The sequence below is a fragment of the Cryobacterium sp. TMT2-15-1 genome, from assembly GCF_004402345.1.
Classification (GTDB): domain Bacteria; phylum Actinomycetota; class Actinomycetes; order Actinomycetales; family Microbacteriaceae; genus Cryobacterium; species Cryobacterium sandaracinum.
Genome location: NZ_SOGD01000029.1, coordinates 254,404 through 275,986, shown reverse-complemented (window position 1 = coordinate 275,986; position 21,583 = coordinate 254,404). Strand labels below are relative to the sequence as shown.

The 21,583-nt window shown below is 66.3% G+C and carries 19 protein-coding genes, 1 tRNA gene and 1 pseudogene; 8 read left to right on the top strand and 13 right to left on the bottom strand.

Annotation, left to right across the window (positions count from 1 at the left end; genetic code table 11):
• Positions 1–35 precede the first annotated feature (35 nt).
• On the bottom strand, positions 36–893 hold the full coding sequence (locus E3O62_RS07730) for a Cof-type HAD-IIB family hydrolase (protein ID WP_166786442.1): 858 nt from the start codon (positions 891–893) through the stop codon (positions 36–38).
• A gap of 262 nt (positions 894–1,155) precedes the next feature.
• On the opposite strand from E3O62_RS07730, the gene E3O62_RS07725 reads away from it, so the two are divergent.
• Positions 1,156–3,510 (top strand): FdhF/YdeP family oxidoreductase, encoded by a 2,355-nt coding sequence (locus tag E3O62_RS07725; RefSeq protein ID WP_134398051.1) that lies wholly within the window; start codon positions 1,156–1,158, stop codon positions 3,508–3,510.
• Between the two features lie 5 nt (positions 3,511–3,515).
• Here E3O62_RS07725 and E3O62_RS07720 read toward each other — a convergent pair whose 3' ends face one another.
• The 7 genes and pseudogenes from E3O62_RS07720 to E3O62_RS07690 form a co-directional block, all read right to left on the bottom strand.
• Positions 3,516–3,830, bottom strand: a complete 315-nt coding sequence (locus E3O62_RS07720) for a DUF6457 domain-containing protein (protein WP_134394975.1) — start codon at positions 3,828–3,830, stop codon at positions 3,516–3,518.
• Between the two features lie 275 nt (positions 3,831–4,105).
• Positions 4,106–5,176 (bottom strand): annotated as a pseudogene (locus E3O62_RS07715) (YihY/virulence factor BrkB family protein).
• 256 nt (positions 5,177–5,432) lie between these two features.
• A tRNA-Arg gene (locus E3O62_RS07710) sits at positions 5,433–5,507 on the bottom strand.
• 57 nt (positions 5,508–5,564) lie between these two features.
• On the bottom strand, positions 5,565–6,446 hold the full coding sequence (locus tag E3O62_RS07705) for a CHAP domain-containing protein (RefSeq protein WP_166786441.1): 882 nt from the start codon (positions 6,444–6,446) through the stop codon (positions 5,565–5,567).
• Between the two features lie 254 nt (positions 6,447–6,700).
• The gene (locus E3O62_RS07700; RefSeq protein WP_104100118.1) at positions 6,701–7,198 is read right to left on the bottom strand and encodes an HNH endonuclease; all 498 of its coding nucleotides are present in this window, start codon (positions 7,196–7,198) and stop codon (positions 6,701–6,703) included.
• A 362-nt stretch (positions 7,199–7,560) separates the two neighbouring features.
• A complete protein-coding gene (locus E3O62_RS07695) occupies positions 7,561–8,451 on the bottom strand; it encodes a C40 family peptidase (protein ID WP_241973368.1) in 891 nt (296 codons plus the stop codon).
• A gap of 264 nt (positions 8,452–8,715) precedes the next feature.
• Positions 8,716–9,423: a metal-dependent transcriptional regulator gene (locus tag E3O62_RS07690; protein ID WP_134395014.1), complete on the bottom strand. Its 708-nt coding sequence runs from the start codon at positions 9,421–9,423 to the stop codon at positions 8,716–8,718.
• A gap of 73 nt (positions 9,424–9,496) precedes the next feature.
• On the opposite strand from E3O62_RS07690, the gene serC reads away from it, so the two are divergent.
• Positions 9,497–10,615: a phosphoserine transaminase gene (gene serC / locus E3O62_RS07685; protein WP_134398049.1), complete on the top strand. Its 1,119-nt coding sequence runs from the start codon at positions 9,497–9,499 to the stop codon at positions 10,613–10,615.
• Between the two features lie 104 nt (positions 10,616–10,719).
• Here the strand turns inward: serC and E3O62_RS07680 are convergent, their stop codons facing one another.
• Positions 10,720–11,328, bottom strand: a complete 609-nt coding sequence (locus E3O62_RS07680; protein ID WP_134398048.1) for a DUF3027 domain-containing protein — start codon at positions 11,326–11,328, stop codon at positions 10,720–10,722.
• On the bottom strand, positions 11,321–11,701 hold the full coding sequence (locus E3O62_RS07675) for a cold-shock protein (RefSeq protein ID WP_104171911.1): 381 nt from the start codon (positions 11,699–11,701) through the stop codon (positions 11,321–11,323). The genes E3O62_RS07680 and E3O62_RS07675 overlap by 8 nt, the downstream gene beginning before the upstream one ends.
• A gap of 93 nt (positions 11,702–11,794) precedes the next feature.
• Between E3O62_RS07675 and E3O62_RS07670 the strand changes: the two genes are divergently transcribed.
• Genes E3O62_RS07670 through E3O62_RS07660 form a run of 3 tightly spaced genes read left to right on the top strand, consistent with a single transcriptional unit; the run spans position 11,795 to position 15,643 of the window.
• Positions 11,795–12,070, top strand: coding sequence for a hypothetical protein (locus tag E3O62_RS07670; protein ID WP_134398047.1), 276 nt, complete (start codon positions 11,795–11,797; stop codon positions 12,068–12,070).
• A 2-nt stretch (positions 12,071–12,072) separates the two neighbouring features.
• Positions 12,073–13,947 (top strand): helicase-associated domain-containing protein, encoded by a 1,875-nt coding sequence (locus tag E3O62_RS07665; RefSeq protein WP_134398046.1) that lies wholly within the window; start codon positions 12,073–12,075, stop codon positions 13,945–13,947.
• Between the two features lie 40 nt (positions 13,948–13,987).
• Positions 13,988–15,643, top strand: a complete 1,656-nt coding sequence (locus tag E3O62_RS07660; protein WP_134398045.1) for a DNA repair helicase XPB — start codon at positions 13,988–13,990, stop codon at positions 15,641–15,643.
• Between the two features lie 19 nt (positions 15,644–15,662).
• Here the strand turns inward: E3O62_RS07660 and E3O62_RS07655 are convergent, their stop codons facing one another.
• Genes E3O62_RS07655 through E3O62_RS07645 form a run of 3 tightly spaced genes read right to left on the bottom strand, consistent with a single transcriptional unit; the run spans position 15,663 to position 18,554 of the window.
• Positions 15,663–16,391, bottom strand: coding sequence for a pyrimidine reductase family protein (locus E3O62_RS07655; RefSeq protein WP_134398044.1), 729 nt, complete (start codon positions 16,389–16,391; stop codon positions 15,663–15,665).
• Complete coding sequence (gene folP / locus E3O62_RS07650) at positions 16,388–17,299, bottom strand: dihydropteroate synthase (RefSeq protein WP_134398043.1); 912 nt, start codon at positions 17,297–17,299, stop codon at positions 16,388–16,390. Before folP ends, E3O62_RS07655 begins: the two co-directional genes overlap by 4 nt.
• Before the next feature lie 10 nt (positions 17,300–17,309).
• A complete protein-coding gene (locus tag E3O62_RS07645; RefSeq protein WP_134398042.1) occupies positions 17,310–18,554 on the bottom strand; it encodes an NAD(P)/FAD-dependent oxidoreductase in 1,245 nt (414 codons plus the stop codon).
• Positions 18,555–18,662: 108 nt separating this feature from the next.
• Here E3O62_RS07645 and E3O62_RS07640 point away from each other — a divergent pair, with 108 nt between their 5' ends.
• The 3 genes from E3O62_RS07640 to E3O62_RS07630 all read left to right on the top strand — a co-directional run bounded on the left by E3O62_RS07640 (position 18,663) and on the right by E3O62_RS07630 (position 21,534).
• Positions 18,663–19,355 carry a response regulator transcription factor gene (locus tag E3O62_RS07640; RefSeq protein ID WP_134395023.1) on the top strand — a complete coding sequence of 231 codons (693 nt, stop codon included), beginning with the start codon at positions 18,663–18,665 and terminating at the stop codon, positions 19,353–19,355.
• Between the two features lie 30 nt (positions 19,356–19,385).
• Positions 19,386–21,101, top strand: coding sequence for a cell wall metabolism sensor histidine kinase WalK (locus E3O62_RS07635; protein WP_134398041.1), 1,716 nt, complete (start codon positions 19,386–19,388; stop codon positions 21,099–21,101).
• 142 nt (positions 21,102–21,243) lie between these two features.
• The gene (locus E3O62_RS07630) at positions 21,244–21,534 is read left to right on the top strand and encodes a WXG100 family type VII secretion target (RefSeq protein WP_134395025.1); all 291 of its coding nucleotides are present in this window, start codon (positions 21,244–21,246) and stop codon (positions 21,532–21,534) included.
• Positions 21,535–21,583 lie beyond the last annotated feature (49 nt).

The window sequence follows — 21,583 nt, the reverse complement described above, 5'->3', positions numbered from 1 at the left end:
TGCACGGTGACACCGGCGATGGGTGCCGCGACGCGTCAGATCAGACCGTGGCGGCGGAAGGCGTTCCAGACGCCGTCGCCCTGCACGGAGGTGGTGACCTCGTCGGCGTAGGCCTTGACGGCATCCGAGGCGTTGCCCATGGCGATGCCGACCCCGCAGACCTGCAGCATCTCGATGTCGTTGCTGCTGTCACCGATGCCGAGGGCGGATGCCGCATCGAGGCCGAGCCGGTCGAGGAGCCGCAGGATCGTGGAGCCCTTGTTCACACCATTCAACGTCACCTCGCCACTGCCGCGCCCCATGTGCGGGATGGTTCCGGTGATGACATGGAAGTCTCCGCTGAGCGCGTCCGACACCCGGTCGTACGCCCGGAGGTCGCCGGCGAGGAACACCGACTTCGCGATGCCCGTGAGACTGAAGGGGCGCACATCGACGAAGGCCTTCAGCGCCGGGTGTGCGACGGCACCGGTGACGGATGCCGTCGCATAGCCGGCTCCCGCCTTCCGCTTTTCGTCGGACGCGTAGTACTCCGCGAAGCGGTCATGCACGCCGGGGCTCGGGTACAGCTCGTCAAAGGACTGTAAGTAGAAGTCGTACCCTGACTCCTCATAGAAGCTGATCATCCGGGCCACGGCCGCTTCGGGCATCGTGCGTTCGATCACGAGCTCATCGCCGATCTCCGCGAACCCGCCGCCGGAGCTGATGAAACCGTCGAATCCGATGTCGCGGATCGCGGGGTAGATCTCCACGGACGCCCGTCCGGTGCTGAGGTACACCAGGTGCCCGTTGTGCCGGGCGGCGCGCACCGCGGCGATCGCCGACTCCGCGATCACCGAGCCCGTCTCCATGAGCGTGCCGTCGACGTCGACGAATGCGATGCGGGGGGAAATCATGAGGTGCTCCAGACGAGGTCGTCTCCGGGACGTTGCATCATCGGAGACGACCGGAGCGGTGTGATCGTGCATAACGACGCTATCTGAGATTGAGTTCCATGCTTCACGACGGCACCCGCTCTGCCGACGACCACGCACACTCGCCTAACGAAAAGTGGCATTCCTTTCCGATGACCCTCGTCAGGTGATTACTGTTGATCCGGGGGTGCACCCCGCCTTCGGGGGCCCTCCTTCGGAGCCACTGGATCTGAAGGAGATGGCCATGGTGAGCAAGACTCCGAAAATAGAGGAAGCCGACGAGAGCCAACTCGAGGTCAGTAAGCCCAAGGAATGGGCCGCAGGAATCCCCGGCGTAGTGCATTCCCTCGTGCCGGCGCTCGAGCACATGGGTGTCGACCGCACCCGGAAGACATTGCTTGCCATGAACCAGAAGAAGGGCTTCGACTGCCCCAGTTGCGCCTGGCCTGATCCGCACCACCGCAAGGCGTTCGAATTTTGCGAGGAGGGCGCCAAAGCGGTCACCTGGGAGGCGACTCCCGTCGTCATCGGTCCTGACTTCTGGGCCGAGCATTCCGTGAGCGACCTGCGGGGACGAAGCGAGTACTGGCTTGGCATGCAGGGCCGACTGACCGAGCCTGTTTACAAGCCCGCCGGCGAGGACCACTACCGCCCCATCCCCTGGGACGAGGCAATCGAACTGGTCGCCACGAAGCTCAACGCCCTGGCCTCCCCGGAGGACGCGGCCTTCTACACCAGCGGCCGCACGTCCAACGAGGCGGCGTTCCTGTACCAGCTGTTCGTGCGCGGTTACGGCACCAATAATCTGCCGGACTGTTCGAACATGTGCCACGAGTCCTCCGGCTGGGGCATGGGCCAGACGATTGGCATCGGCAAGGCAACGGTCACCTTTGACGATTTTGCGGCGGCGGACCTGATCATTTTGATGGGTCAGAACCCGGGCACGAACCATCCCCGAATGCTCAACGAGCTGGAGGCCTGCAAGCGCAATGGAGGCTCCCTGGTCGCTGTGAACCCCCTTCCCGAGGCAGGGCTGAAGCGGTACAAGAATCCGCAGACAGTTCGCGGCGTCGTCGGCAAGGGCACCGAATTGGCCGACCAGTTCCTGCAGATCAGGCTTGGCGGCGACATGGCCCTGCTTCAGGCCGTTTCCAAACGGGTACTCGAGGCTGAGGCCAGGAACCCCGGCACGGTCTTAGACCACACGTTTTTGGCGGAGCACTGCGAAGGCCTTGAAGACCTGAAAGAGCACCTTGCTCAGCTCGACGAGCAGGAGGTGCTCGAGGCGACCGGTTTGCGGATCGAGGAGATCGACGAGCTCGCCGAGCGTTACCTGAAGGCGGACAAGGTCATCATCACCTGGGCCATGGGTATCACGCAGCAGAAGAAGGGGGTCGCCACCATCAAGGAGATCATCAACCTGCTGCTGCTGCGCGGCAACATCGGCAAGCCTGGGGCCGGCGCGTCCCCGATCCGCGGCCACAGCAACGTCCAAGGCGACCGGACCATGGGCATCTGGGAGCAGATGCCCCCGGCGTTCATGGACGCCCTGGGCAAGGAGTTCGACTTCGAACCTCCGCGGCAGCACGGTGCCGACGCCGTGGAAACGATCCGTCGCATGCAGGAAGAAAAAATCAAGTTCTTTCTGGCCCTCGGTGGAAACTTGGTGGCGGCGATTTCGGACACACACGCAGCGGAAGCGGCGATGGAGAATTGTGACTTCACCGCCCAGATCTCCATCAAGCTCAACCGGTCTCACACCGTCACCGGCAAAGCAGCCCTCATCCTGCCCACGATGGGCCGGACTGAGATCGACGTGCAGGAGACCGGCACGCAGTTCATCTCCGTCGAGGACACCGTGTGCGCGGTGCACGCGTCCTGGGGCAGTGTGGAACCTGTGGCCCACACACTCCTGTCCGAAGTCACGATCATCTCTCGGCTTGCCAAAGCGACCCTCGGTGACAGGATCAACGCCGACTGGGACGGCTTCGAGAAGAATTATGACTTGATCCGCGATCACATTTCCCGGGTCGTGGAGGGGTGTGAGAACTACAATGAGCGGATCCGGGAAGACGGCGGCTTCATCATGCCGAACGGCCCGCGCGATTCCCGCACCTTCAACACACCCACGGGCAAAGCCGAGTTGACCGCGAACGATCTGGAGCCGGTGGAACGGCCCATGGGGACCCTGATTCTGCAGACCCTGCGTTCCCACGATCAGTGGAATACGACCATCTACGGGTTCAACGATCGATACCGCGGTATCCGGAAGGGCCGCGACGTCATCATGGTCAACGCCGAAGACATCACCGAACTCGGTTTAGCCGACGGGCAGCTGGTGGACATCGTGGGCGAGTACAAGGACGGCAAGGAGCGCGTACTGCGAAAGTTCCGCGTGGTCTCCTACCCGACGCCACGCGGGTGCGCCGCTGCTTACTATCCGGAGGCAAACGTCCTGGTGCCGCTCGATCACGTCGCGGATGGCAGCAACACGCCGGTCTCGAAGGCGGTCATCGTTCGCCTCAAGCCGTCCGGGACCGTGCCTGAACCGGCTGGTCCGGCGGCAACGACCAGTGCCGGGACAGTCGCTCCGGCCTAGCGCCCTTACTGGGCTGAGTCCACCCAGCCCGTGTTGTCCGGGCCGCCCTGAGTGCCATCGGCCACGAGCCCGTGGACCTTCTTCAGGGCGGTCTCAACGGCGGACTGAACGTTCTTCTTGCCGCTATTGGTTGCCTGTCCGGCAGCGAAGCCCACAATGAAGGTACTGACGGGCCCGGCGGAGGGACTCACCGACCGTGATTCCTCGGCCAGCTGCAGGATCGCCTGGGTGTCGACTTCGAGGTCCAGGAGCTGCAGGGCCTGCGTCAGCCGTCGACTCCACTGGGCCAGGGCGAGCTCTTCATCGGATGAAAGGGTCATCGGTTCTCCTCATCTGGTGGCTCATCCCGGAAGGCCCCGAAACAGCATCCGTCAAGACTGGCACCGCCGGCGGCAATGCACAACGCAGGACGCAGGGCGGTGGGTGACGACGTCCTCCACGGCGAGCGGGTCGGTCGGTTCTTCTCCAACGCCAGGTGCACACCGGCCAGACGCCCTCCATTCCCACGACACATATGGCTTCGTGGGCTTGTGGATTTCGGGGTTGGTCACCGCCGTGATCTAGACCTTTTTCGGGGCTCGCCTGGTGAGTGCTTTCACTTCTGCTTCGTCGCTTCGGGGTCGTCACTCGTCTTGCTTTTCATCCGCAGACGTCGGCCGATCGTGATGTCCTCGCGTACCTTGTCGGCGGCCTTGTCGCTCTTGCGGGTGTCCCGGGGCGGCAACTGAAGTTCTCCTTCTGCGGCGATGCCCGCCTGCAGCTCACGGCCCCGTTCCAGCTCGGCGTCGAATTCGGCACCGAAGAGCAGGGCGAGGTTGGCTATCCATAGCCAGAGCAGGAACACCACGATGCCGGCCAGGGAACCATACGCGCGGTCGTAGTTGGAGAAGTTGGTGACGTAGAGGCCGAACAGGAATGAGGAGATCACCAAGGTGAGGAATGCGAGTAACGCACCCAGGCTGATCCACCGGAACTTGGGTTGCTGGGCGTTGGGAGTTGTGTAGTACAGGATTGCGATGATCAATGCGGCGGCTACCGCCAGGATGGGCCACTCGATGACGGACCAGACGAACTGGACGACCGGCCCCAACCCGAGAGCGCTGCCGAGCGCATCGGTGACCGGACCCGACACGATCAGAACGACAAGCGCCACCACTATCAGCAGGATGCACACCACGGTCACGCCCAGCTGCATCGGGCGCAGCTTCCAGAACGGTCAGCCCTCGTCGATCTCGTAAATGCGGTTCATGGCCCGGCTGAACGCGCCGACGTACCCGGATGCCGACCACAGCGCCAACAGGATCCCGACGACGAGGGCGACGCCGGCCGCCGGCGACGCGCTGAACTTCTCGAGCGGGCCGCGCAGAGTGTCGACCGTGTCGCCGGGCGCGACCTCGTCAACGAGCGACAGGATAGAGTTCGTCGAGTTTGCACCCTGACCGAACACTCCCAGGAGCGAGACCAGCGCAATCAGTGCGGGGAAGATCGACAGTACGGCGTAGTAGGTGAGGGCGGCGGCGAGGTCGGGGCACTGGTCTGCCGTAAACTCCCGCAGGGTCTTGCGCAGCACATACCGCCAGGACGGCTTGGCGATCTCGCTCAGCGAGTCGGGTTTGCGGGAATCGTCAGGCGCCGGTGCTCGCTCGCATTTTTTCGCGCGCGCTATATCAAACCATGGGTGCTCTCCTCGGCTTCGCCAGCGATCGATTCGTGCGCGCATCCGTTGCGCCGCCGCTGAGTGAGTTCGATTAGTTTCATTGACTCCGGGAAGGAATTCAAGCCAATTCTGCACATCAGGTCAATCACACTATTTCCGTGACGAAACGCGAATTCCCCCGTCTCTAAAGGAAGAAGTCGACCGCTCCGTGGACACGTCGTCACACGGGCTATGTGCTGGCCGGTCGGCATCGACGGATGACTCGTGGTGCCCCTGGAGGGATTCGAACCCCCAACCGTTTCCTTAGGACGGAACTGCTCTTCCGTTGAGCTACAGAGGCTGGCCACTGAAGTTTAGCGGTTGTCTGCCGGCGCCGCAGCGCACCGCTGCGACGCGCTTACGTCGGCGGGTACAGGAAGAGCGGAACCTCACTGGCCGACACGGTGCGCGTGTTGTACGCGTGACTGCCGTTCCAGTTGTATTCCTCGAGAATGACCGAGCCGTCGCTGTTGACCGACTGCACGTAGGCCACGTGGTTGTAGTTGAACCAGGCGACCGCGCCGACCACGGGAGTGTCGCCGGTGGCCCAGCCCTGATCGGCCCAGGCGCTGGCCCAGTTGCTCGCGTTGCCGCCGCTGGGGGTGAGCTTGCTCCAGGTCCAGGTCCACGGGGAGCCGGTCGACCCGGCGTCGCGGTTGAGCCGGTATGCCACGAAGTCCACGCATTCGCGGTAATAGTAGCCGAGCGGAGACAGTCCGCCGCCCTGATTGTCGGTGGCCCGGTCGAACCACGGGTAGTCGTCGCCCTTGGCGCGCACGCTGTATACGGCGAAGTCGGTGGCAGCCGATCGGGCGGCCTCGGCGGTCTGCCGGGCGGCCAGTGCACGCTTGGCCTCGGCATCCCGCTGGGCGAGTTCCTCGCTCGTGGTCGCCGTGAAACCGTCGCGAGCGACGGTGATGGCTGCGGCGCCACTGTCCACCGTGACGCCCTGCGTGTCGGCAACCCGTGACGTCGTCGAGGCGGTGTCGCTCGCACCGGGCGCGAACGCATACGCCGGAAGGCCGGCGGTGAGGAACAGTCCCGGAATGGCCAACAGGGTCACCGCGATTTTCATGGGCCGTCGGCGGCGCGACCGCGGCACCGGGCGGCTGACGGCCGGAGCGACCCGAGGCGAAACGACCTGATTGAGCCGGTTGCTCCGCGTCACGATCGACGCCTTTTTGAGATCCAGAATCTTGGTTTCCGCCACCCCAACCGCATCGGGAATGCGCACAGCCACCGGCGCGTCCATACGCACCGGAATGTTCACGGTGGCGTCGGCTCGAGCCTCTGCCGCCTCACGCTGCGCACGCAGTTCGCGGCGCGAGAGCGGAAAAATCGGGGTCTCTGGCGAACCAGAAGTGCCGGGTACGCCGGATTGGGGCAACAGATGATCCTCTAACACACCGAGATCGAGGTTCGGCGCTCCTCAACCCTAGGCGACGGCGACCAGGAAGTCACCTTCTGGCGTTACATCGCTGTTACATTGGCGGGTCAGGCGGCAGGAGCAAGGAATTCATCCCACTGCGGCAACGGCCGCTCCGCGCCGCGCACCACCCAGGTCGTGCCGACCGGCAATCCCGGGTGGAACAGGAGTTTCCAGCCCATCTCGGCCGGCGTCCGGTCGCTTTTGAGGTTGTTGCAGCGCAGGCAACAGGCCACGAGATTGTCCCAGGTGTCCCGGCCGCCGCGCGACCGGGGCATTACGTGGTCGATCGTGCTGGCGGTCTTGCCGCAGTACCCGCAGCGATGCTCGTCCCGGCGCAGCACCCCGCGACGGCTGACCGGCACGGCCCTGGACCGAGGGATGCGCACGTAACGCGTGAGCAAGATGACGCTCGGCCGCTCCCAGGAACCGGAGGCGGCACAGATCGGATGCCCCTGGTCGGCCTGCACGATCGTTGCCTTATGATTCATGACCAGCACGAGTGCTCGTTTGAAGGACACCACGGCAAGGGGCTCATACCCCGCATTGAGGACCAGTGTGCGCATGCGTTCCCTTTCGAAAAGGGCTGGACGGCTTCCAGCCATTCGAACTACGACAGTCAGTGAGAAGGAGCGAACAGGCAAACAAAAAGGGCGCTGTCACCATGACAACGCCCTACCGGCCACACGATGTCCCTGACACGCGCAACTCAAGTTTGCTCGACTGCTCTGCCGCAGCGCAGAGCGGCAGCGCACATCCATGGTGTGGATCGTGCGCCGCTCGCGCATGGGCTCTCCCGAAGACTCGCAAAACATCAGAGCAACAGGTTAACCCACATTCGGCGCCACCGCGAAGTGCGGGACGCCGAATGTGCTAGGTGTTACGAAACATTCATCTGTCGGGCGGGCGGCTCGGACCTCCGGCAGGCTCAGATGCCGAGCCGCACGATGTAGTACGAGCTGGTCCAGATCGGCTGCACGCGCACGGCCGCCCCCTCATACGGCGCGTGCAGGATGTTGCCGTTGCCTGCATAGAACCCGTCGTGGCCGTCCATGATGACGAGGTCACCCGGCTGAGCCTCAGATTCGGGGATTCGGGTGCCCGCCGCCCCCTGCCCGGTCGAGGAATGTGGCAGCGAGATGCCGAACTGCGCGTAGACGTACATGATGAGCCCGGAACAATCGAAGCCGGCCGGGGTGGCCCCGCCGTAGACATAGGGAACACCCTGGTAGCCGGCCGCGACACTGTAGACGGATGCCAGGTCGAACTTCGGGTATGCCGGGGCAGCCAGGTAGTCGGCCGACGACGGGCCGGAATACGACGCGGCGTAGGAGGTCATCGCGGCCGCGGCTTCCTGTCGGCGCCCCTCGGCGGCCGCTGCCTCGGACGCGGCAACCGCCGCCGCAGCTGCGGCCGCTGCCGCCGCCAGCTCCTCGGGGGTGGTGGCCGTGAACCCGTCGCGCGCGACGCTCACAGTATCGGCCGCGGCGCCGACCGCCACGGACTGCGCACCCGATTGGGTCAACTCGGCCGAGGCCGTGGACGCGTACTCCGCTTCGGTCGGCGCGAACGCATACGCCGGGATGGCCATGGTCGCGACGAGGCCGCCGGCGAGAGTCATGAACACGATGTTCGCCACGGCGCCCCGGCGGCGTGACCGCGCGCCGGAACTGGGGCTGGCGGCCCGATAGTGGCTGAGCTCGGCGTGCTCGGCGTCGTTGGGGAGGGAAGCGCGGGTGATGGAACCGCGGGTGATGAACCCGGTGGTGGCTATCGAGTTCGGGGCTCGACGGAAAATCTTCTTACCTAATGCGGCCAAAGTGTTTACCTCCGGCGCCTCGACAACACTAGGTAGTTGCCCCGTCCACTGCGCTCGTCGCGTGTGTGAGGAACGAATCAAGAGACGGGAAAGAAAGGCGTCTTGATTCGTGTCCGTCGACCGGAATCTGGACTGTGGACGGATCAAAGCTAACTGACGCCCATCCGTTTGTCACGCCGCAGGCCACATTTTCTAACATATTGATAACAAAATCGTGGGGGCGAGGGCACAACGACAACGGGGCCGGCGGGGTCCGCCGAATGGCTAGGCGACCGCTGCCGGTGTGGCGACGAAGATGTGGCCGGCGACCTCGTTGGGCAGTTCCAGTCCGTCCTCGAACCCATGCACCTGCACGAGCACATAGGAGCCCACGGCGGAGAAAACCCCCGTGGCCCCGGGGAGCACACCGGAGTTCTTCAGCTGGGCCAGTAGCTCGGGGTCGACCTGAACGGGTTCGCCCAGACGGCGCACCACGGCGGCGACCGGTCCGGCAGTTCCGGCGACCAGGTCGACAAGGCTCGTCACCCCGGCCATGAACGCGACGGCCGGCGAATCGCCCAGCTCATCGAGCCCGGGGATGGGGTTGCCATACGGAGACTCGGTCGGGTGATCGAGCATCTCCAGGATCTTGCGCTCCACCCGCTCACTCATCACATGCTCCCAGCGGCATGCTTCGTCGTGGACGAATTCCCACTCGAGCCCGATTACGTCGCTGAGCAGGCGTTCCGCAAGCCGATGTTTGCGCATCACATGCACGGCCTTACTGCGCCCGTCGACGGTGAGCTCGAGATGCCGGTCGCCGGAGACGACTACGAGACCATCCCGCTCCATCCGGGCCACGGTCTGCGATACGGTCGGCCCGGAGTGCCCGAGGCGTTCCGAGATGCGTGCCCGGAGGGGAACGATGTGCTCCTCTTCGAGATCGAGAATCGTGCGGAGGTACATTTCGGTGGTGTCGATGAGATCCGTCATGCCCAGCGCTCCTCTCGGCTCGGTACGTACTTCCCAACCTTATCGCCGCGAGAGCGGCCGTTAGAATCGCCCTATGTCGAACCTGAAAATTCCCACGGAACTTCTGCCCGATGATGGACGATTTGGCTGCGGCCCGTCGAAAGTCCGAAAAGAACAACTCGAACACCTCTTAAAGTTCAGCGCGAGCGTGATGGGCACCTCCCATCGCCAGGCACCCGTCAAAAACTTGGTCGGTCGCGTGCGCACCGGCCTCGCGGACCTCCTTCGCGCCCCGGCCGGTTATGAAGTCATTATCGGCAACGGCGGGTCCACAGCGTTCTGGGACGCCGCCGCGTTCTCCCTTATTCTCCGCCGCAGCCAGAACCTCGTCTTCGGCGAGTTCGGCGGCAAGTTCGCCGCGGCCGCGGCCGCTCCGTTCCTCGAAGCGCCCGACGTGGTCAAGGCCCCGGCCGGATCGCGCAGCGAGTTCGTCGTGACCGAGGGTATCGACGTCTACGCCTGGCCCCAGAACGAGACCTCGACCGGCGTCATGGCTCCGGTCACCCGCGTGGTTGCCGACCCCAACGCCCTGACGGTGATCGACGCCACGAGCGCGGCGGCCGGTATCGACTACGAGGCCGACCAGGCGGATGTCTACTACTTCGCGCCGCAGAAGAACCTCGCCTCCGACGGGGGCCTGTGGATGGCGCTCTTCTCCCCCGCCGCAATCGAGCGCGTCGAGCAAATCGCCGCGAGCGGGCGCTACATTCCCGAGTTCCTCAGCCTGAAGAACGCGATCGACAACTCGCGCCTCAACCAGACTCTGAACACTCCGGCCGTGGCCACGCTTCTTTTGATCGAGAACCAGCTCGACTGGATCAATGGAAGCGGCGGCCTGGCGTGGGCGTCCGCGCGCACCCTCGAATCGTCATCCGTTCTCTACGACTGGGCCGAGAGCGTGCCGTTCGCGACGCCGTATGTCACCAACCCGGAGCACCGCTCACAGGTGGTCGCGACGATCGACTTCGACGACGCGATCGATGCCGCCGCCATCGCCAAGACCCTGCGCGCCAACGGGATCTCCGACACCGAGCCCTACCGCAAGCTCGGCCGCAACCAGTTGCGGGTTGCCACCTTCACCGCGATCGAACCCGAAGACGTGCGCCAGCTCGTCCGCTCGATCGAGTTCGTGGTGCAGAACCTGGGCAAGTAGGCCTCGGCATGCGGCTCTGGCTGAGAGACAGTGAGCGTCGGCCAGACCCGCTGCCGGCTCGAACGGATGCCCGCAAGGCTTTCCTTGCGGGCTCCGCCGGCTGGCTAGTGGCGCTCGCGCTCGCGCTCGTCTTTCGGGGCGAACTCGCCGCCGCCGGAGTGGGCTGGTGGCTCTGGGCTGCCCTCATCGGCCTCGGTCTCGGCCTGCTCGGGATTGTCTGGGTACGGTTCCGGCGCCGTTAGGGCCTCACCGAAGTCGATCCCGTCAAGCACATCTTCGCCGCGGTCTTCGTCGCCGTCTGACTCGTCGTCTGACTCGTCGTCTGACTCGTCGTCGTCGTCCGATTCGTCATCATCACCCAATGCCTCAGCGACGGCCACGGCCGCAGCCAGTTCCTGGGCCGTGCGGTAGTCGGCCAGGCGGTCAGACCACGGCACCCACTCCGGCGCGATCAGGGCGTCGTCGCCCGGCGTGAGCTCGGCTTCCAGAACCGACGGCTCGGAGTTCTCGTCCACCCGGGCGAGGGTGACCGTCCAACGCCAGCCCGGGTAGCCGGACAGGTTGCAGTCGAACAGCAGCGAGAGCACATGCTCGCCTTCGACAAAATGGCCGAGGGGTTCGCCGATGCTGTCGGCCGGCGTGATCTCTAGCAGGGCGGTGCGCGCCTGGTCGACCGCGGACAGCAGGCGCTCGTCGGCAGCGACCTCAGGCATCGAGTTCCTCCGCGACCTTGCGCAGCATGGCCGCGATCTTGTGGCTGTGGGTTTTGTCGGGGTAGCGGCCGCGACGCAGGCTCGCTCCGATGCCGTCGAGGAGTTTCACCAGGTCCTCGACGATGACGGCCATGTCGTCAGCCGGCTTGCGGCTGAGTTTGACCAGGCTCGGCGGTGCCTCGAGAACGCGAACGGACAGCGCCTGAGCGCCCCGCTTGCCGTCGGCGATGCCGAATTCGAGCTTCGTTCCTGCCTTGACCGTGACTCCGGCGGGCAGTGCAGAAGCGTGGAGAAAGACCTCGTGGCCGTCATCGGAGGTGATGAAGCCGAAACCTTTCTCCTCGTCGTAGAACTTGACCTTGCCGGTGGGCATCTGGACCTCGCTGGATTCCGGGCGCGCGGAATGCGCGTCAACCACCCTCAGCCTATTCGGTCGGACCGGTTCCCGCCCCGTATCCTTGAGACTGTGACCAATCAAACTCCACCCGCCGTGAGCCGGCTCGAACGCATCCTTGCTTACATGGTTGCGGGTGTGGTGGGTCTGTCCATCCTCGCGTTCCTTGCCGTCATCCTCGGCACAGCGGCCGGGGCCGGGGCGGACAACGGTTTCGGCCAGGGGGTCTGGCCGGCGGTGCTTGCTTTGCCGCTGTTTGGATTGCCTCTCGGATTCGTGCTGATCATCGTCCTCATGGTGATGTCCGGCACGCGTCGCGCTCGTGAGGCACGACAGAATAAGGAGTAGCAATGCTCACACTCGCTTCGCGCCTTCGGGCGCTAGATGACGCAACGTTGCGTCGCACGATCGACATCCGCATGGTCTCGGCCACGGGTATCCGTGATTTCTTCGACCTGGCCGAGGCTCTCCTCGAGCCGGACGCGATCCAACGGGTGCTGGCACGGCTCGACCGGGCCACCCTCGCCGTTCTCGCCGTCGCCGGTGAGCTCAGCCAGGGAACGGAGGTCGGCACGGCTGCCGCGCCGTCGCTGTTCGACCTCGCCGAGCGCCTGTCCGAACTGGCTGGTTCGCCCGTCGACGTGGCCGAGGTCGCCGGCCGTGCCGCCGAACTGGACTCACTCATGCTCGCGCGCCTGACCGACGGGCGGTTCAGTCCGTACCCGGCGGTGGCCGCGCAACTGCTGGCCTGGCCGGACCGGAGCCTGCCGACCGCGCTCGAGCTGGCTTCGACGCCCGCACCCGCGGCGCTGGCCAGTGTCGACGCCACCGATACCCGCTTCACAGACCGTCTCGCGGCGGAGCGTGCCTTCGCCGCGGTGTCCTCCATCGCCGAACTGGTCTCCGAGCTCGCCCGCGAGCCGGCCAGGGAGCTCAGCCGGGGCGGGCTTGGCCTGCCCGACACCAAGCGCCTGGCCGCCGTGATGGGGGTCGAACTCGAATTCGTGCCCTCCTTCGTCGCGACCGCGGCCCGAGCCGAACTCATCGCCCATTCCGACGGCTACTGGAATGAAACCGAAGCCGGCGAGGCCTGGCTGCTCGAGAGCACCGCCCGCCGCTGGGCGACCCTGGCCGCCGCCTGGCATGCGGCCCTGCCGCCGGATGTGCGCGGGATCCTCGCCCGCCGGCCCGGCGTGTCCTGGGGTGACGTGCTGCGCAGCTTCGTGGCCTGGCTCTACCCGGCCGGTGGCCAGTGGATGGACGACCGGGTCACCGAGTTCGCCGAGGACGCCGAACTGATCGGCATCACCGCCCACCAGATCACCAGCCCGGCCGGTGCTTCGGTGCTGGCCGGCGACCTCGAGGCGGCCGTCGCCACCATGGCGGCCGCGCTGCCGGCGACCGGCGGTGCAGTGTACCTGCAGAACGACCTGTCGATCGTGTCCCCCGGACCGCTCGCTCCCTCGATCGACAGCCGCCTGCGTGGGCTCGCCGACGTGGAGAGCCGGGAACTCGCCCTGAGCTACCGCATCACCGCCAACTCCGTGAACCGCGCCCTGGCGGCCGGCGAAAGCGCGGAGTCACTGCTCGATTTCCTGCGCACGGTCTCCCTGACCGGCATCCCACAGCCCGTCGACTACCTGATTCGGGAATCCGCCGCCCGCTACGGGCGCGTGCGCGTCGGCCCGACGGAACCGATGGAGTCCCCAGCCCAAGCCTATGTCCAGTCCGACGACGCAGCCCTGCTGAGCACCATTGCCGTGGACCAGACGCTCGCCTCCCTCGGCCTTGTGCCTGCCGAGGGCAGCAGACTGACCAGCCGGTTCCCCTCCGACGTGGTCTTCTGGGCGCTCAGCGATGCGCGCTACCCGGTCGCCGCGGAGGACGCCACACATGAGATCGTGCACCTGCGCCGCCACCAGCTCGCTCGGGTCGTGCCGGTGGATGCCCCGGATCCGGCCGTCGCCCTGGTCGAGAGGCTGCGTGCCGCCGATGGCGGAGAGGGCCAGGCAGCGGATGCCTGGCTCGCCCGCCAGCTCGACTTGGCGATCAAGGCGAAGCAGACCGTCGTCGTCAGCATCGCCATGCCCGGCGGTGTGGTGGTTGACTATCTGCTCGAGCCGGCCAGTGTGGGCGGCGGGCGCTTCCGGGCCAGGGACCGCCGCGCCGACATCGAACGCACGCTGCCTCTGTCCAGCATCATCAGCATCACGCCGGCGCCGTAGGTGCGGGCCTTCACGCTGACCGGGCGTAGGATTAACGGCTATGTCTGATGGCCCACTGATCGTCCAAAGTGACCGTACGGTTTTGCTCGAAGTCGCCCACCCTCTCGCCGAGGATGCGCGCCACGACCTGGCCGTGTTCGCCGAGTTGGAGCGTGCCCCCGAGCACATCCACACCTACCGCATCACCCGGCTGGGGCTGTGGAATGCGCGCGCCGCGGGGCACGACGCCTCCAACATGCTGGCCACGCTCGAAAAGTACTCGAAGTTCGCCATCCCGCAGACCGTCAGCGTGGACATCACCGAGACGGTCGGCCGGTATGGCCGGCTCATCATCGAACGTGACGCCGAGGGTCAGCTCATCCTGCAGAGCACCGACCAGGCCGTGCTCACCGAGATCGCCGGGGCCCGGCGCATCGCGCCCCTCCTGATCGGGCATCCGTCGCCGGACTCGTTCCTGGTCGAGCCGTGGGCGCGCGGCCAGCTCAAACAGGAACTGGTGAAACTGGGCTGGCCGGCCGAGGACCTCGCCGGCTACACGCCGGGAACGCCGCATCCGATCGGTCTTTTGGAAGACGGTTGGGCGCTCCGGGACTACCAGAACAAGGCCGTCTCCAGCTTTTTCGACGGCGGCTCCGGCGTGGTCGTGCTGCCCTGCGGGGCCGGAAAGACGCTGGTCGGCGCCGGGGCCATGGCCACCGCCAAGACCAACACGCTCATCCTCGTCACCAACACGGTCTCTGCCCGTCAGTGGCGCGACGAACTTCTCAAGCGCACGACCCTCACCGCCGACGAGATCGGCGAGTACTCCGGGCAGGTCAAGGTGGTCAAGCCGGTCACGATCGCGACCTACCAGATCCTCACCGCCAAACGGAAGGGCGAATACGCGCACCTCGAGCTACTCGACGCCATGGACTGGGGCCTCGTCATCTACGACGAGGTCCACCTGCTGCCGGCCCCCGTGTTCAAGCTGACCGCGGAGTTGCAGGCCCGCCGCCGCCTGGGCCTCACCGCCACCCTGGTGCGCGAGGACGGCCGCGAGGGCGACGTATTCAGCCTCATCGGCCCGAAGCGGTTCGACGCACCCTGGAAGGAGATCGAGGCCCAGGGCTTCATTTCCCCAGCCTCCTGCTTCGAGGTGCGCATCGACCTGCCCCAGTCCGAGCGACTCAGCTATGCCGCCGCCGCCGACGACGAGCGCTACCGGATGGCCGCGACCGCACCCGCGAAGCTCGAAGTCGTCAAGCGCCTGGTGGCCAAGCACCCCGGAGAACGCATCCTCGTGATCGGCCAGTACCTCGACCAGATCGACGAGCTCGCCGAGGCCCTGAATGCCCCCAAGCTCACCGGTGCGACCCCTGTCGACGAGCGCGAGCGCCTCTACCAGGCCTTCCGGGTCGGCGAGGAGAACCTGCTCGTGGTGTCAAAGGTCGCGAATTTCTCGGTCGACCTGCCGGAGGCCACCGTCGCCATCCAGGTCTCGGGTTCCTTCGGCTCACGCCAGGAGGAGGCGCAGCGCCTCGGCCGGCTTCTGCGGCCGAAGGAGTCAGGCCTGTCCGCGAACTTCTACACGCTGGTGGCCCGCGACACCGTCGACCAAGACTTCGCCCAGAACCGCCAGCGCTTCCTCGCCGAACAGGGCTACAGCTACACGATCCTTGACTCGCAGAATCTGGACGCGCAGGTCGTCGCCGTCTGACCGGCGGTGAAACGGCCGGTCAGACGCTCGGAGAGGACGCCCTCCGGCGGGCATAGCGCAGGAAAAGCATGTCCCCGGCGGTCAGCACGTGCAGCAGGGACATCTCCCGGGTGATGGCGGCGGCACCGGCGGATATCCGTCCGGCCGGGCCGCCCTCGAGCACGGGGCTGACGGTGAGGCACAGCTCGTCGACGCAGTCGGCGTCGATCAGCGCACCGAACAGGTTCGGCCCACCCTCGCAGAGCATCTGCGCCAGACCGCGCCGAGCCAGCTCCGCCCGCATCAGCCGCGGGTCCACGGCGTCCTCCCCGCAGACCAGCACGTCCGCCACCTCTGCGAGCTCTGCGCGTCGCCGCAGCGGTGACGCCGCGTGCGTTACGACCAGCGGCCGCACGGCGGTGTCCGCGAATAGCGCGTGGCTCGGTTCGAGGTCCAGCCGTGAGGACACGATGGCGACGGGCAGCTGCGCCGGAAGTCCGTGCCGGACCCGCCACGCGGCATCCGCGGGGCCCTGACGGATGCCGACGTACCCCTCGGCGCGCACCGTGCCCGCACCGACCACGATCACGTCGGCGAGCATCCGAAGGGTATCGAAGACGAGCCTGTCGTCGGCGTTCCCGAGCCCGCCGCTCACGCCTTCCCGGGTGGCGGCGCCGTCGAGGCTGGCGATGAAATTCACTCGCAGGTGGGGCAGAGTGCGGTCAGGCACCCGGTAACGGATGTTCAGCTCGTCACGATCCAGCATCATCTGGCCAGGTTGTGGCGCACGTACGCCGGTTCGCGGAAGCCCAGGATCGCCTCGGTCATCCGCACGGCGTCGACCGCGGCGACGACGTTGTGCATCCGCACGATCCGGGCGCCCTGCAGGATGCTGTAGACGGCGGCGGCGAGCGATCCCGCGATCCGGTCGCCCCGCTCACGGTTCAGCGTCTCCCCGATGAAGTCCTTGTTCGACACGGCGACCAGAGTGGGGTAGCCGAGCGCGGTGATCTCGCCGAGCCTCCGGGTCAGCTCGAGCGAGTGGTAGGTGTTCTTGTTCAGGTCGTGCCCAGGGTCGACGATGATGCGGGATGCCGGGACGCCGCGACTGCGGGCCAGCTCGACCCGTTCATCCAGGAAGGCTGCGACCTCGTGCACCACGTCGCCGTAGGTGGGCCCCGGCCACGGTGTGCGCGGCGGCGCGAGGCTGTGGGTGATCACCAGCGTCGCGTCGCTGTCCGCGACGACATCAGCCATGGCCGGGTCGTGCACCCCGGTGGTGTCGTTGATCACGTGGGCGCCGGCGGCCAGGCTGGCGCGCGCCACGGCGGGATGAAAGGTGTCGACGGAGATGACGACGCCCGAGCCGCGCAGGGCCTCGACCACCGGGACGACCCGGTCGATCTCCTCCTCGATCGGAATGGCCGGGCCGGGCGCGAATTTCGCCCCGCCGATGTCGACCCAGTCGGCGCCGTCCAGGATGGCGCGCCGGGCGGCCGTGACGGCCTCGTCAAGAGCGAAGGTCGCTCCCTTGTCGTAGAAGGAATCCGGCGTGCGGTTGACGATGGCCATCACGGCCACCTCACGGGAAAAATCGAACAGTCTCTCGCCGATCAGTCGCCGTGGATGGAGCAGGTCGGGCAGCGCCGGGCCAGGTCGAGTGGTCACGTTGTCCATGTCAGGTCCTTCAGTCGGGTGCTCCGGCGAGAAGTTCGTCCAGTTCAATGCTCTCATCCGCGAGCCGGGTCGTGTCGACCCGCACCTCCGTCCGGATGAAGCGCTGCACCGTCTCGTTGACGTCCCACACGTTGACGTTCATGCCGGCGACGACCCTGCCGTCCAACACCCAGAACGCGATGAATTCCCGCCTCGCCGGGTCACCGCGAAACACGACCTCCGCATCCCGTGCAAGTGCGCCGTACCCCGAGTACTCCATCCCGAGGTCGAACTGGTCCGTGTAAAAGTATGGGATCGCGTCGTAGCTGACCGCCTGGTCAAGCATCGAGCGGCCGGCCGCGGCGCCGGCCCGCTCGGCGTTGTCCCAGTGCTCGACGCGCAGATGGTGCCGCAGCACCGGGTGGAAGACCGTGGCGACGTCACCCACCGCGTAGACGTCCGGGTCGATGGACCGGAACGCCGCGTCGACGACGATGCCGTCGTCGACGGCCAGGCCCGCGTCCCGGGCCAGGTCCGTGTTCGGCACCGCGCCGATGCCGATGACGACGACATCGGCCGAAACGACCTCGCCGCCGGGGAGTCCCACTCCGGTAACCCTCCCCTGCGTCCCGATCAGTCGTTCGACGTTGGTTTCCATCCGCAGATCCACCCCGTTCACGCGGTGCAGCTCCGCGAACACCGACCCGACCTCGTCGCCGATCACCGGGGCCAGCGGCACGCCGTCCCGCCCGAGCACCGTGACGGTGTTGCCGTACCCGCGGGCGGCCGCGGCGACTTCGAGACCGATCCAGCCGGCCCCGACGATCACGACCCGGCGGTTTCCCGGCTCCAGCTCGACTCGCAGCGCCTGCGACTCGCCGACCGTGCGCAGATGGTGCACCCCGGCCAGGTCTGCGCCCGGGCCGGGAAAGCGCCGTGACGACGCCCCCGTCGCGAGGAGCAACCTGTCGTAGCGCACCGATTTGCCCTCCCGCAGGGTCAGCTCGTGGGTGTCGAGCGCCAGCCCGGTCACCCGGGCACCCAGCCGCACGTCGATGCCCCGCTCGTCGTACCACGGTGCCGGGTGCACGTCGATCGTGTCCCGGGCGGCCCGCCCGGCCAGGTAGTCCTTGGAGAGGGGCGGCCGCACGTAGGGGTATTCGGTCTCCCCAGCCAGCAGCACGATGCTCCCGTCGAACCCCTCGGAACGGATGGCCTCGGCCGCTCTGGCCCCGGCCAAGCCGGCCCCCACAATCGCAAAAGTCGGAATGCTCATTCTGGTCTCCCCACGCCGCGGCAGTCTGGTTTGTTCCCCAATGTACTCGCCAGCGCGCATACCGGGCATTTTCAGTAAACCTTCAGCTAACGCGCAGATACTAGCCTTATGACTGACGGCCCCCGCATCCTTATTGTCGACGACGAACCCAATATCCGGGATCTCCTCACCACCAGCCTGCGCTTCGCCGGATTCGCCGTGCGAGCCGTCGGAAACGGCGCCCAGGCGATCTCCGCCGTCCTCGAGGAAGAACCCGACCTCATCATCCTTGACGTCATGCTGCCGGATATGAACGGTTTCGGAGTGACCAAGCGCCTGCGGTCCGCCGGCTACACGGCCCCGATCCTCTTCCTCACGGCGAAGGACGACACCGAAGACAAGATCACCGGCCTGACGGTCGGCGGCGACGACTACGTCACCAAGCCGTTCAGCCTCGACGAGATTGTGGCCCGGATCAAAGCCATCCTGCGCCGGACCATGCACGCCGACGAAGACGCGGTCATCCGCGCCGGCGAACTCACCATGGACCAGGACACCCACGAGGTCCTGGTCGGCGACGCCCCCATCGAACTCAGTCCGACCGAGTTCAAGCTTCTGCGCTACCTCATGCTGAACCCGAACCGGGTCCTGTCGAAGGCTCAGATCCTGGACCATGTCTGGGAGTACGACTTCAACGGTGACGCCGGCATCGTCGAGTCCTACATTTCTTACCTCCGCCGCAAGGTGGACGCGCACTCGACCGAACCCCTCATCCAGACCAAACGCGGCTTCGGCTACATGCTCAAGGCCGCCAAGGCGTAGTCACAGGCTGCGCTCATACACTGGCCTCCTATGCATCAGTCACTCATGGAGCGGTGGAGCCGCATTTCCCTGCGTTCCAAAATCACGGGCGTCACGGTCCTGATGCTGACGCTCGGCCTGCTCGTGTCCGGCATCGGTACGATGGCCATGCTTCGCCAATACGTGATCCAGCAGGTCGATTCGCAGCTGCAGATCGACGCCCAGTCCGCCTCGAACAGCTATTCGGCGGCGGCTCTCGGTCAGGGCACCACAGCCGTGGTCTCTTCGGACTACTATGTCGCCCTGTATGACGAGCACGGCAGCCTCAAGGACCACACCTGGCGGGATGTCCCGCGCAGTGAGCTGCCGATCCTGACCGCACCGCTCGATCTGCAGACCGTGATGGAACTCGACGGCAAGACGATGACTCTGGTCGACTCGGCACACGACACCGAGTTCTTGGCGGTCGCCGTGCCGCTCGTGATTTCGCCGCAGGGAACCCTGGGCACTCTGGTCATGGCGGTCTCGTTGAGGCCGACCGAGAACACCATGGCCACCTACCTCACCATTTTCCTGGGGTTCGGGCTCGGGGTCGTGTTGGTGGGCGCCCTGCTCACCCGGCTGCTGGTGACCACTACCTTTGCACCACTGCGAGAGGTGGAGCGCACGGCCGCGGCCATCGCCGATGGCGACTTCAGCCAGCGGCTCGGCGGTGCCACGCCCAACACCGAGGTCGGGCGCCTCAACCGATCGCTCAACACCATGCTGAGCCGCATCGACCGCCTCTTCAAGGACCGCGCCCGCACCATCGACCAGATGCGCCGATTCGTCGGCGACGCCAGCCACGAGCTGCGCACTCCCCTCGTTTCGGTGCGCGGCTACGCCGAGCTCTACCGAATGGGTGCCCTGCAGACCCCGGAAGAAATCGCACAGGCCATGGAGCGCATCGAGAAGGAAGCGATCCGCATGGGCGGCCTCGTCGAAGACCTGCTCGAGCTGGCCCGGCTCGACGAGACAAAGCCCCTTGCCCTCGCGCCGGTCGACCTGATGCCGCTCGCCCGTGACGCAGCCCTCGACGCCATGGCCTCCTCCCCCGGTCGCACCATCACCGTCGTCACTCCGATCCCCACCGAGATCGAGGACAGCACCGAACGCCCCGCCATCGACCTCGCTCACTCGACGGGAGAAGTCCCCTCCGCTGCCGCACCAGGTTCGAAGCCCGACGAGCCGAACCACCCGGCGGGCGGATCCGTCTCCTTCGCCGGGGCAACCCTGGCGCGGCTGCGCACCCGCAAACCACGCAAAGCGGATGTTGCGCCGCCGGCTCGGGAACAGACTCCGGTGACCGAGCCCGCCACCGTGCAGGCCGTGGTGATGGCCGAGGAGAACAAGATCCGCCAGATCATCACGAACCTGATGGGCAACGCGCTACGCTTCAGTCCGACGGACAGCCCGGTCGAGCTCGAGGTCGCAGTCGACCGCCGAAACCAGCGCGCCTCCATCGCCGTCATCGACCATGGTGAGGGTATCCCGCCGCAGATCAGGGAGAAGATCTTCCAGCGGTTCTGGCGTGCGGACACCTCCCGTGCACGGGAGACCGGCGGCAGCGGGCTCGGCCTGGCGATCGTCGCCTCGATCGTCGCCAGCCACAACGGCACCGTCCAGGTCGTGGACACCCCCGGCGGCGGCGCAACGTTCCGGGTCTGGTTCCCACTGGCCTGTTCTCCGAGCGCGCCCCAGCGCGTCGCCCCCGTCATCACGTCGTAGCACGTGCGGTGCCATCAAACCCCCGCGGTTCCTCCCCCGCCGTCCGGGGGGATGACTTGTCAGGGCACAACGGCAGCCAACGGGAGCGGCTGCAGGCGCCTCCGTAGTCTGATCGGCATCTTCCCCTGCCGAAAGGACCCCCATGACCCGCTATCAGGTCGACAGCGAAGCAGTGCTCCACACCACCTCCGTGGCGCGCGCCACGATCGGGCGCATCCAGGGCGAGGTCGCCGGGCTCATCACCCAGCTGACCGCACTGGAGGGCTCGTGGACGGGCCAGGCAGCGACCGCGTTCCAGGCGGCGGTCTCGGACTGGCGCGCCACCCAACACCAGGTGGCCCAGAGCGCGGAGGGATTGAATCTGGCCCTGAACCAAGCGGGCCAGCAGTACGCCGAGATCGAGCAGGCCAACGCGCGCCTCTTCCTGCGTTAGCCGCGACCGCCTGCGCATTGTTCGCTGTATTGACGACGGCCGTTTTAAC

Coding starts and splice junctions, on each gene's coding strand:
- E3O62_RS07720 (WP_134394975.1), bottom strand. CDS start 3,830: ATGACCCTTTCATCCGATGAAGAGCTCGCCCTGGCCCAGTGGAGTCGA.
- E3O62_RS07660 (WP_134398045.1), top strand. CDS start 13,988: ATGTCTGATGGCCCACTGATCGTCCAAAGTGACCGTACGGTTTTGCTC.
- folP (WP_134398043.1), bottom strand. CDS start 17,299: ATGGACAACGTGACCACTCGACCTGGCCCGGCGCTGCCCGACCTGCTC.
- E3O62_RS07635 (WP_134398041.1), top strand. CDS start 19,386: ATGCATCAGTCACTCATGGAGCGGTGGAGCCGCATTTCCCTGCGTTCC.
- E3O62_RS07665 (WP_134398046.1), top strand. CDS start 12,073: ATGCTCACACTCGCTTCGCGCCTTCGGGCGCTAGATGACGCAACGTTG.
- E3O62_RS07700 (WP_104100118.1), bottom strand. CDS start 7,198: ATGCGCACACTGGTCCTCAATGCGGGGTATGAGCCCCTTGCCGTGGTG.
- E3O62_RS07725 (WP_134398051.1), top strand. CDS start 1,156: ATGGTGAGCAAGACTCCGAAAATAGAGGAAGCCGACGAGAGCCAACTC.
- E3O62_RS07630 (WP_134395025.1), top strand. CDS start 21,244: ATGACCCGCTATCAGGTCGACAGCGAAGCAGTGCTCCACACCACCTCC.
- E3O62_RS07690 (WP_134395014.1), bottom strand. CDS start 9,423: ATGACGGATCTCATCGACACCACCGAAATGTACCTCCGCACGATTCTC.
- E3O62_RS07680 (WP_134398048.1), bottom strand. CDS start 11,328: ATGCCTGAGGTCGCTGCCGACGAGCGCCTGCTGTCCGCGGTCGACCAG.
- E3O62_RS07645 (WP_134398042.1), bottom strand. CDS start 18,554: ATGAGCATTCCGACTTTTGCGATTGTGGGGGCCGGCTTGGCCGGGGCC.
- serC (WP_134398049.1), top strand. CDS start 9,497: ATGTCGAACCTGAAAATTCCCACGGAACTTCTGCCCGATGATGGACGA.
- E3O62_RS07730 (WP_166786442.1), bottom strand. CDS start 893: ATGATTTCCCCCCGCATCGCATTCGTCGACGTCGACGGCACGCTCATG.
- E3O62_RS07640 (WP_134395023.1), top strand. CDS start 18,663: ATGACTGACGGCCCCCGCATCCTTATTGTCGACGACGAACCCAATATC.
- E3O62_RS07655 (WP_134398044.1), bottom strand. CDS start 16,391: ATGATGCTGGATCGTGACGAGCTGAACATCCGTTACCGGGTGCCTGAC.
- E3O62_RS07675 (WP_104171911.1), bottom strand. CDS start 11,701: ATGCCCACCGGCAAGGTCAAGTTCTACGACGAGGAGAAAGGTTTCGGC.